Origin of the sequence: Streptomyces shenzhenensis (assembly GCF_003688995.1) — a bacterium.
Taxonomy (GTDB): domain Bacteria; phylum Actinomycetota; class Actinomycetes; order Streptomycetales; family Streptomycetaceae; genus Streptomyces; species Streptomyces shenzhenensis_A.
In genome coordinates this window covers 268,913-279,380 of sequence record NZ_PENI01000001.1, presented here as the reverse complement: position 1 = coordinate 279,380, position 10,468 = coordinate 268,913, and the positions used below count along the sequence as shown (strand labels likewise).

At 74.6% G+C, this 10,468-nt stretch carries 9 protein-coding genes; 8 read left to right on the top strand and 1 reads right to left on the bottom strand.

Annotated features, from left to right (window positions below):
- Positions 1-7 precede the first annotated feature (7 nt).
- The 3 genes from CTZ28_RS01210 (at position 8) to CTZ28_RS01200 (ending at position 5,217) form a co-directional block, all read left to right on the top strand.
- Complete coding sequence (locus tag CTZ28_RS01210; RefSeq protein ID WP_121887280.1) at positions 8-715, top strand: type VII secretion system-associated protein; 708 nt, start codon at positions 8-10, stop codon at positions 713-715.
- 196 nt (positions 716-911) lie between these two features.
- Complete coding sequence (locus tag CTZ28_RS01205; RefSeq protein WP_121887279.1) at positions 912-3,968, top strand: hypothetical protein; 3,057 nt, start codon at positions 912-914, stop codon at positions 3,966-3,968.
- A 46-nt stretch (positions 3,969-4,014) separates the two neighbouring features.
- Positions 4,015-5,217: an RICIN domain-containing protein gene (locus CTZ28_RS01200; RefSeq protein WP_121887278.1), complete on the top strand. Its 1,203-nt coding sequence runs from the start codon at positions 4,015-4,017 to the stop codon at positions 5,215-5,217.
- 125 nt (positions 5,218-5,342) lie between these two features.
- On the opposite strand, the gene CTZ28_RS01195 is transcribed toward CTZ28_RS01200, so the two are convergent.
- Complete coding sequence (locus CTZ28_RS01195) at positions 5,343-6,533, bottom strand: serpin family protein (protein WP_259471410.1); 1,191 nt, start codon at positions 6,531-6,533, stop codon at positions 5,343-5,345.
- Positions 6,534-6,710: 177 nt separating this feature from the next.
- Here CTZ28_RS01195 and CTZ28_RS01190 point away from each other — a divergent pair, with 177 nt between their 5' ends.
- The 5 genes from CTZ28_RS01190 (at position 6,711) to CTZ28_RS01170 (ending at position 10,330) form a co-directional block, all read left to right on the top strand.
- A complete protein-coding gene (locus tag CTZ28_RS01190; protein ID WP_121887277.1) occupies positions 6,711-7,973 on the top strand; it encodes a DUF4190 domain-containing protein in 1,263 nt (420 codons plus the stop codon).
- Between the two features lie 149 nt (positions 7,974-8,122).
- Positions 8,123-8,875: a GntR family transcriptional regulator gene (locus CTZ28_RS01185; RefSeq protein ID WP_121887276.1), complete on the top strand. Its 753-nt coding sequence runs from the start codon at positions 8,123-8,125 to the stop codon at positions 8,873-8,875.
- Positions 8,876-9,168: 293 nt separating this feature from the next.
- Complete coding sequence (locus CTZ28_RS01180) at positions 9,169-9,360, top strand: SPOR domain-containing protein (RefSeq protein WP_121887275.1); 192 nt, start codon at positions 9,169-9,171, stop codon at positions 9,358-9,360.
- Positions 9,361-9,390: 30 nt separating this feature from the next.
- Entirely contained in the window at positions 9,391-9,801 is a 411-nt protein-coding gene (locus CTZ28_RS01175) for a (deoxy)nucleoside triphosphate pyrophosphohydrolase (RefSeq protein ID WP_121887274.1), read from the top strand.
- Positions 9,802-9,901: 100 nt separating this feature from the next.
- Positions 9,902-10,330: an ATP-binding protein gene (locus CTZ28_RS01170; protein WP_121887273.1), complete on the top strand. Its 429-nt coding sequence runs from the start codon at positions 9,902-9,904 to the stop codon at positions 10,328-10,330.
- The last annotated feature ends 138 nt before the right edge of the window (positions 10,331-10,468 follow it).

Genomic DNA, 10,468 nt, shown 5'->3' with positions numbered 1-10,468 from the left:
CGACCTCATGCCACCTCAGCCCACGACCGCGTCGCCCGCGTCACCTGACGCTGGCACCGGCACCGACACCAGTACCGACACCCGTGCCGACGCCGGCACCGGCCCGGCCTTCCGGGACGCCCCGCCCGAGCCGCCCGAGGAGGTCGTCGAGGCCGCCCGGCTCGCCCCGGACCACTGGATCAGCGCGGTCGATCCGGGCTGGCACGGTGAGGGCGTACCGCCCGACTTCGCCGTGGCCGGCCGGTGGCGTTCCGGACCGGGCGGGGAGATCGAGGAGTGGGAGGACAACGACGTCTACCGGCCCTCTCCGGAGGCCCTCGGCTGGCCGGAGCCCACGGACGCCGTCGACGCCGCCCTCCAGCTGGCCGTCACCGGCTACGGACCGCCCGAGGACGTGGCCGACGCCCTGGCCGCGGCCGAACTCGCCGTGCTCACGCTGCCCGACGGATCGCCGGTGACCGCCACCGCGGCGGACGGCACCCCCGTGGTCCCCGTCTTCAGTTCCACCGTCCACCTCGGCCTCGTCGGCGGCTTCGCCTTCGCGCGCCGGACCACGCACGACCTGCTGCCCCAACTGCCGCCCGGACACCGGCTGTACGTCAACCCGTCCAGCCCCGCGGGCGCGGTCCTGGAACTCGGACCCCTGGCGGAGACGATCGCACGCGGGACCGGGGCCGAAGCCGACGACGTCCCGCACCGGCCGACACGGAGCTGATGATCCTATGTCGTCCGACGTTCACCTGGTTCGAGAGTCGCTGGCAACCAGTGTTGGTTCAAAGTTAGTTGAGTGAGTCGAGGGCTTCGTGAGTACGTGGAACGGGCGTGTGGCCGGTGCAACTGGAACGAACGTCAGGTGTGTGGGGGAGAGGCGTACGGGTGGGTGACGTGAGTACGCCGCGGGAGGACATCGGATGAGCCGCTGGAACGGCCGTCTGGCCCGGCGCCGTGCCGCCGCGGCCTCCCGCGCCGAGCGCGAGCGGTCCGCCGCCACCGGACCTGGGCAGGATCCGGGACCCGGGGCAGGGCCGCGGGTCCTGGTCGAGGACCATGACGGCCTGCTGCTGCTCCGCCTGCCCACCGACGACACCCTGCTCCCGGCCGACGTCGCCGACCTCGCCCGCGCCCTGCGCACGGCGGACGACGGCACCGTCACGATCGTCGCCATCGCCGACGGCGAGGCGGCAGCGGCCCTCTGGCCTCGGCTCAGCGAGTCCCTCGACTCCCTGCGGGACACCGGCACCCGATCGGTACGCCTGGTGATGTCCGGCGCCGGACACGACCGCCCGGCCCGGCCCGCCCTGGCCCGCCGGATCGCCGAGTCCTGGGACCTGACGATCGAGGCCCCCGACGGCCCGGTGCTCGTGGTGCCCGGCGGCTCGGTGTTCGTACCCCCCGGCGACGCCGGCTGGTGGCGGTTCGCGCCCGGACAGGAGCCCGAGGTGCTCGGGCCGCGCGCCCCCGCGCCCGACTGGCAGGCCGCGGTGCGCCGCACGCCGGTCCGGACGGCGGACGGCTGCGTGGTGGACCAGATCCCCGCCGGTCTGCTGATCCGTCCGGCCGAGGCCACCGCGCCCCGGCCCGGCGACCTGTTCCACGCCATACCCGTGGACCCCAGACGCCCCGCCGTGATCGTCGGCGTGCCGTGGGGCGAGGACGTCGTCGCCACCGACGTCGCCGAACTCCTCGGCGCGCTCCCGGCCGCCGTACGCCCCGGTGTCCGGCTCGTTCCCGGCGGGCGACGTGACCTGCTGCCGCTCGGCCAGTCGGTGGCCGCCCTGCTGAACGCCGAGGTCGAAGTCGCCACCGGTCTCCCGCTCTTCGCCGCCGACGGCCCGCTGGGCACGTACCGGGTACGGTCCGTGCTGATCGGGCCGGACGGGGAGGCGCGCTGGCTGCCCTTCGTGGACGCGGTGATGTGCCTGCCTCCGGAGGAGCCGGCACCGGAGCCGGCGCCTGACCCGGACGCGGGCCCGGCTCCCGGCCCGCCGCCCGCCCCCGCGCCCCGGCTGCTGCGCTGGACCTCGCCCGTGCCGGACCTCGGGGGCGCGGAGGACGGCACGATCCGTCTCTCCGACGACTGGCAGGCCGTGATCACCAGGGCCGGGCTGTGGGTGGGCCCCCGCGACGGCACCCCACCGCCGCGGAACACCCGGCAGGTGAGCATCGAGGGTCCGGTCATCGAGGTCGGCCGCGTCGGCGACCGTCTCGACGCCTCCCTCTGGCCCGTCCTGTCCCGCTTCCTCGGCCGCCTCGCCCCCGATCTGCGCGCCCGCACCACGCTCGACGTGCACGCCCTCGCGCCCGACGGCGGTCGCGCCCTGCGCATCCTGACGGCCGAGCACGCCCTGCGCGTCATCCGCTTCGCGCCGGCGTCACGGACCGCGCGTCCGGTACGGCGCGAGGGGGCCGCCGCGCGGACGGGCGGCGCGGTGAGCAGCCCCGTGACCGGCCCTGTGAACGGCCCCGTCCAGGGCGTCGGTTCGCGGCCGGTACCGCTGCCGGCGACGGCGGCCGGTGGCGCCGGAGAGACCGCGGCGGCCGGTGACGGCGGATCGGTTCCGGGTGTCGCGGCGGCAGTTGCCACGTCGGTGCCCGTCCCGGACGGTCTCCCCGAGCCGCCGAAGCCGAGCCGGGTGCCCGTCACCGCGACCGGCCGAACCGGGCCGGGCCCGGCGGCCCCCGGTCGCCCGGCCACCGTGTCCGCGGGCGGTCCGGACGGCGGGTCCGTGGAGCGAACGTTGTCATCCGGCGGGCCCACCCCGCAGCCGGCGTCCGAGCCGGCCGCCGGTCCGCTCACCGAGTCGGTGTCCGAGCCGGTGGTGGCATCGGTCGTGGAACCCGTCGTGAATCCCGTCGCGAGACCGGTCGCCGAGCCGTCCCCCGAGGCGGTGACCTCGGAGTCCGTGGTCGCCGGGCTGGCGTCCCGGCCGCTCCCCGCGCCGCGGACGCCCCGCCCCGAGCCGGTCGCCACCGGCGCACCCGCCCCGCCCGTCGCCCCCGCGCGCCCCGTGCCGACCGCCGGCGGCGCGGTGCCCCGGCCGCCGTCCCCGCCGACGGCGACCGAAGTACTCCGTACCGGGGCGCCTCCGTCCGAGGCACCCCGTACCGAGGTCCCGCGGACGGAGGCGCCCCGGACAGAAGCCCCGCGGAAGCCCGACGACGGCGGCGTCGCCCCGGCCCCCGCTCCCGCGCCCCGGCCCCCGGCCGGCGCCGGCCGGCCGCTGCCCGCCGTACCGGTGCCGCCGCGGCACCGCAGCACCACTCCGGAGCGGAACTCCTTCCGCAAGCTCGCGGAGCCGGTGTGGGAGCGGCACAGCGCGGCGGTGAACCGGGCGCTGGCCGGCATGCCCGCGCTGCGGGGCGAGGAGATGGAAGCGGCCCGGATCGATCTGATCGCCCTGCGGATGTACCTCCGCGACGGCGAAGGCCCCCTCGATCACGCGGAGTTGACGCGTTCGCTGCGCGCCGGGGAACAGCGCCTGGTGCCGTACGCCGGGTGCCTGGTCTCCGGGCTCGGGCGGCTGCCGTCGCACCGCGGGGCCGTGCTGCGCGGCCCGGGCGGCGCGACTGGCCTCGGCGAGCTGCGGCCCGGTGATGTGCTACGGGATCCCGCGCCGTTGAGCGGACTGCCGCTCGACCCGGCCGGGAAGGACCGGATCGCGGGCGCGGGCTTCGCGATCTGGTCGATCACCGGTCGCCGGGTCCGGCAACTGCTGGACGGCGGCGACGAGGTCGTGTTCGCGCCGGGCACCGCCTTCAAGGTGCTCGACGTACGGACCGACGGCGCGGCCCCCCTGGTGCTGCTGCGCCAACTGCCCGACACCCAGGCGGTGTCCCCCGTCCCGGAGGATGCCGACGACACCGCGCTCACGCGCCTGGAGCATGCCCTGACGGACCGTACGGCACCCGGCGCGGGCGACTGGCCCGACCGGTGCGCCGGACCCGTCGGCGACCCGGGCGACCACTGACGAGAGCGCAGCCCAGCCCCCCACTCATCGACAAGGAGCAGTGTCCATGCCACGTCAGCACGAACCGCCGGCCGGCGAGACGACGTCCCCCGTCGCCGTCCGCCGTGCGGTTCCCGTGCCCCCGCCGGGCGAGGACCCCGGCGCCGACCTCGGACCGCACACCCCCGACCCGACCGCCCCGGTACCGATACCGGAATCCGCCACGCCCGCCCCCAGGCGGCTCTTCGGACGGCGCTCCGGGGCCGCCGCCGCGGAACCGGCACCCGCCGGCCCCGCGCAGCAACCGGAGCGGCAACAGCAGCAGGCCGCGGGCGACGGACCGGGACCCGAGGCCGCGGCCGGTGTCCTCTTCGCCGGGCACGACGGCGGCCCCGGTGACCCCGGCACGGCCGGGGAATCGCCGGGACGGCCCCGCGGGCCCATGCTCGCCGCGGCCGCCATCGCGGGAGCCGTCCTCATCTCCGTACCCTTCCTGGTGCTCGGCCTGCGCGGCGACGACGAACGTGTCGTCAACACGGCGCCCGTCGGCGGCACGACGCTCGACCCCGGCCTGTCCGACGACAAGCCGGCCGCCGACTACACGGCCGAGTCCCCGTCGCCCTCGGCCTCGCCGAGCCCGTCCAAGTCCCCCTCGCCGAAGGCGTCGGCCGTCGAGGTGAAGGCCGCACCCCAGGTCGTCGTCAAGGAGACGCCCGTCGCGAAGCCCACAGTGACGGCGAAGGCGAAGGCGAAGAAGGCCGCCGCGCCCACCGCCCGGCAACTGGCCAACGCCGTCTCCCACCGGACCAATGTGCTGCTGAAGAACGTCGCGACCGGCAAGTGCGCCGACCTCCCCAACTTCGGGAAGGGCCAGAACGACGGCCCGGTGAACCAGTACATCTGCCGGCCGACCGACACGGACAACCAGCTCTGGGACCTGCAGGTGACGGACGCGGACGGCGGGCCCGGGGGAGCGAGCCTGTTCGTCGTCAAGAACCGTCAGGACGGGCTGTGCCTGGACCTGCCCTACAACGGCAGCGTGTCACCCGAGACGGTGATCAGCGAGTTCTCCTGCGACGGTACGAACGCCGACAACCAGCTCTGGTGGCTGGATCCGCGGCCGGAGGGCTACTGGATCCGCAATGTCGCGAGCAACCTGTGCATCGAGGTGACCGGCGGCAGGGTCGCCGGAGACGACGCCAGGCTCCAGGTGGCGAAGTGCGGCGATACGCAGCTGAGCGCGCAGCGCTGGATGATCAGCCAGTCCTGAGCGGGATCGCCTGAACGGGGGCGCAGCCGGCCGGTGTCCACCACGGCCGGCTGCGCCTTTCACGGCCGCCGGGCACGCTCCCCGTCAGCCCGCCCCGTCGCGCACCGGACGGACCGTCCCGCCCGTCAGGTCCCCGTGTCGTACGCCACTGCCCCCGTCACCCATCCCGCCACCAGGGCCAGGCGGGTCGGCCGGTGGACGGCCAGGAAGCCGAAGGGGCGGTCGAAGACGGCGCGGACGACGGTGGTCTCGTGGCGGTACTGCGGTATGCCGCCCGGCGCGGGCAGGACCGCGGTCACCGCCGCGGACCGGAAGCCGAGCGCGCCGAACCGGGCGACCGCGGACTGCGCGGCCGCACCGACGGCGAGCGGGGATCCGCTGATGCCGGGGAAGTGGCCCCGGCCGGTGTCCCGGGCGGTGGTGAGTCCGAACAACCGGTGCAGGGCCAGCAGATCGTGGTCGGCCGTCACGTCGAAGGCGACGGTGGTGACGTCGAGGGTGACCGGCTCGGGGGTGACGGCCGGCTGCCGTTCGACGCTCAGGCCCGGTCCCACGTGCCCGTAGGGGAGTTGGCCGCCCCCGACCACCGGCAGCGCGCGTTCCAGGGCCCCGGTGCCGGCCCGCAGCACCTGACCGGACGTCATCCGCTCCTCACCGAGCAGCAGATGGACGTCGATGCCGTCGTTCCCGGGGACCTTCAGCGCGGTCACCCGACCTTCGGGGGCGCTGACCACGCCGATCCGGTCGGGCCGCACGCCCCTGCGGTGGAGTCCGAGCAGGGTCTGCCCCCGCCAGGGGCCGGCCGCCGGGCGGCACGGCTGCTCCGTGAACGGGCGCCGCCAGTCCGTGCGCAGGGTGAGGGCGGTGGCGAGCACCATGGCGGCGTCCCGCGTCAGCGTGACCGGCATGCGCTCGATCAGCCCCTCGCTCCGCTTCGTCGCCCAGGCGTCGAGCGTCCGTTGCGCGGCCACCGGGTCGTCGTCGAGCGTCCCGTGGGTGTCCGCGGGCAGCCCGGCCCGCCACTCGTCCCGTAGGTCCGGCGTGCGGCCGGTCCACAGGCCGAGGGCGGCGCCCAGGCCGGGCATGCCGTCCAGCGCGGCCAGCACCTCCCGTGCCGCACCGGCCGCTTGCCCGGCGGGCACGCCGAGGGCCTGGGCCAGTTCGGAGCGGGCCGGGCCCGCCGCCCCGTCCGCGAGGAAGGCCAGCAGGGGCCAGACCCCGGCGGCCGAGAGCACGGTGCCCCCGTCCGAGGCCCCGGCCCAGCTCGCCGTCAGCGCGTTGACCGCGCGGACCGTCTCGGGCGTCAGGTCGCTCACTCGTCGTTCTCCCACTCGTCCTCGAAGCGAGGCGGGGGTCCATGAGCCGGACCGTGCACCGCGGGAACCGTCGCACGCGTGACCCGCATTCCACCCCCACCCGTAACGCGCTTACCATGCGCGAAGTCGTACGTCAGTTCAGCGCTGCCGCCGTCCGAACCCAGGAGCACGGTACCGGTGTCCATACCCCCGCCCCCCGGCCCCCATCAGCCCGAAGGGCACTCCCCGCAGCCCGGCCCGTATCCGCAGCAGCCGGGTCCGTATGCGCCGGGACTGTATCCGCAGGATCCGTACCAGCAGAGTCCGTATCCGCCGGGCCCGTATCCACAGGGTCCGTATCCGCAGGATCCGTACGGGCAGCCGTCGTACCCGGCGTGGGGGCAGGGCTACAGCCCCTACGCCCGGCCGGCGCCCGTCAACGGGCTCGCCATCTCCTCGCTCGTCCTCGGCATCCTGTGCTGTCTGCCGGGCGTGGGCCTGGTGCTGGGGCTGGTCGCGCTCCGGCAGGTCAGACGGCGTGGGGAGCGCGGCAGGGGGCTGGCGATCGCCGGCTCCGTGCTGTCCGGGACCGGGCTCGCGCTGTGGGCGCTGATGCTCGCCACGGGCGGGGCGGGCGCGTTCTGGGAGGGGTTCAAGGAGGGGGCGCGCGACAACGCGGTCTTCACGCTGTCCAAGGGCGAGTGCTTCAACGCGCCGGGCGGCTCGCTGCAGGGCGAGACCTACGACCTCGACGAGGTCGGCTGCGCCGGGGAGCACGACGCCGAGGTGTTCGCCTCCTTCGATCTGCCGGACGGCTCCTACCCGGGCCAGGACGCGCTGGACGAGACCGCAGGCGACCGCTGCTACGGGCTCCAGGACGGCTACGCGATGGACGCCTGGGCCGTGCCCGACGACGTCGACGTGTACTACCTCGTGCCCACCCCGGAGAGCTGGGCGGTCGGCGACCGCGCGGTGACGTGCCTGTTCGGCAACACGAACGAGGGCGAGCCGCTGACCGGCTCGCTGCGCAACGACGAGACCGTCCTCGACGCCGACCAGCTCGCCTATCTGAAGGCCGCGCACGTCCTGAACGCGGCGCTCGACACCGCGCCCGACGCGGAGTACGTCGAGGACGACCTGCCGGGCCACCGGGCGTGGGCGCGGCGCGTCGCCACGGCGCTGAGCGAGCAGACCGGGATGCTGCGCGGGCACGACTGGCCGAAGGGCGCGAGCGGGCCGGTGGCGGCCCTCGCGGACGATCTGGACAAGGCCAGGGCGGAGTGGTCGAAGGCGGCCGGGTCCGGCGACGTGGACACCTTCTACCCGCACTACGAGAACGGTTACGACCTTCTCGACCCGAGCCGGTCGGTCACGGCGCGCAAGGCTCTGGGGCTGGCCGCGACCCCGCCGTCGGAGGCGGACGGCGGTGCCGGTGCGGGCGGCGGCGGCATGGAGGTGTGATCGTGTCGGGACCGGGGAGAAAAAATGCCTGGGCACGGCCTTCCGGGGCCGTAAGTAATCACATCGAGTGATTCTCTGGCCTCTGCTTGCACGTCTCAACCCAGGGTTGCCAGGCTGTTGCTGTCTGTACAACCTGATGGGAGCGGCCAGTGACTTTCGGTGAGCAACCGGCGTACCTGCGTGTCGCGGGTGATCTCCGCAAGAAGATCGTCGAAGGTTCACTGCCACCCCATACCCGGCTCCCGTCACAGGCCAGGATCCGCCAGGAGTACGGCGTGTCGGACACCGTCGCGCTGGAGGCGCGCAAGGTGCTGATGGCCGAGGGTCTGGTCGAGGGGCGTTCCGGCTCGGGGACGTATGTGCGCGAGCGGCCGGTGCCCAGGCGTCTGGCCCGCTCCGGTTTCCGGCCGGACGGCGGCGCCACGCCGTTCCGGCAGGAGCAGGCCGACGTCACGGCCCGCGGCACCTGGGAGTCCAGGAGCGAGCAGGCCGAGGCGAGCGGTGTCATCGCCGAGCGGCTCGGCGTCCGGGCCGGCGACCGCGTGATGTGCACCAAGTACCTGTTCCGGGACGCCGGGGAGCCGATGATGCTCTCCACCTCCTGGGAACCCCTCGCCGTCACCGGGCGCACGCCGGTGATGCTCCCCGAGGAGGGCCCGCTCGGCGGCATGGGCGTCGTCGAGCGCATGCGCGCGATCGACGTCATCGTCGACAACGTCACCGAGGAGGTCGGCGCCCGTCCCGGCCTCGCCGAGGAACTGCACGTACTGGGCGGCGTCCCCGGACATGTCGTCATCGTCGTCCAGCGCACGTTCTACGCCTCGGGCCGTCCGGTCGAGACGGCCGACGTGGTGATCCCAGCGGACCGCTACCGGGTCTCGTACCACCTGCCGGTGAAGTAGCGCACACCCCCCGGGTGTTCGTCGTCACCACGCCCGGATCCGCCTGTGCCGGCGGGCCGTTGGAAACCGGCCGTCCTCGCAGGTGGCCCGCGCTGTCCTCGGCACGCCCCGACCCCGGGCACCGGTACGCACGGAGGGCGCACGTGTCATCGTGCGCCCCCGGTGTTCTGGCTGGTTGCGTACCTCTTTGTGAAAAGCCGTATTCGCTGAGTGAAGGTTAGGCGTACGCTCGGGCATATGCGGATTGCGATTTCCTTATCAGAGGGCGGGGCGACGGACAGCGGAGGGGCGCGATGAGCGATGGCGCGGTCTCTCTCCCCTGGCTCGTCATACGGCAGGACGACAACGGCAATCGCTACCGCGTGGGCAGGTACGCGACCCGCGCCGAGGCCCAGAAGATCGCCGACAGTCTCGACGACCGAGGGCACAAACAGCTCTACTGGGTCGAGCGCATCGGCCCGATCGGGGACGGCACCCGCGCCTGACCCGGAGCGCGCTCCCGTAGGCTCCGGCGCATGACGGAACGGATCGTGGTGGTGGGAGCCGCCCTGCTCGACGACGGCCGGCTGCTCGCCGCGCGCCGCAGCGCACCCCCCGAACTGGCCGGACGCTGGGAACTGCCCGGCGGCAAGGTCGAACCCGGCGAGCGTCCCGAGGACGCCCTGGTGCGCGAACTGCGCGAGGAACTCGGCGTCGACGCCGAGGTCGTCGCGCGCATCCCGGGGGAGTGGCCCCTGAAGTCCCCGTACGTGCTCCAGGTGTGGACCGTCCGGCTGCGCCCCGGCTCCGCCGCCCCCGAACCCCTCCAGGACCATGACGCGCTGCGCCTGCTCGCCCCCGGCGAGATCTGGCAGGTGGACTGGCTCGACCAGGATGTCCCCGCGGTGCGCGAGGTGGTGGGCCGGCCGGCTCCGGAAGCCGGCTGAGCCTCCCGTACGCCGTTCGTGCCACTGTGCGCCTTTCCGGGCGGTACCGGGTCCTGGATATCGGGTATGTGCCTATTAACCCCACGAAACCGGACATGGGGTGGGTTCGCTGGCCTGGGAAGTGATCGGCGTGATCGACACCGAAGGCGACTGCGCCGAGTGGACGTTTCCGGCGCACCCCGGCGCCGTGCGCACCGCCCGTGGCGCGGTCCGCGACCAGCTGCGGGACTGGGGGCTCGACAGCCTCGCCGACCTCTCGGCGCTCCTGGTGAGCGAGCTGGTGACCAACGCTCTGCGGCATGCGACCGGCCCCATCGGGGTCCGCCTGGTCCGCTCCGCGGACCTCGGCACCACTCTGCGCGTGGAGGTCTCCGACTCGCTTCCCGACCCGCCGCGCGAGCGCGTCGCCCGGCCCGACGAGGAGAGCGGCCGCGGTCTCCAACTGGTCGCCAACTCCTCGCGCCGCTGGGGCACCCGGCCCGCCGACAGCGGCAAGACGGTCTGGTTCGAACTGGCGGTGCCGACGTGAACAGCAGGCCCACCGACGCCTGCCGGCGCGTGACGGCGGTGCGAGGGGAGTGGGGCGTCGGTGCGTCGAGGGCGGGGTGTCCGCGTGGGTAGGAGGGGGTGGTGGGGTGGGCGGAGGGGTGCGGAAGTGTGAACTGGC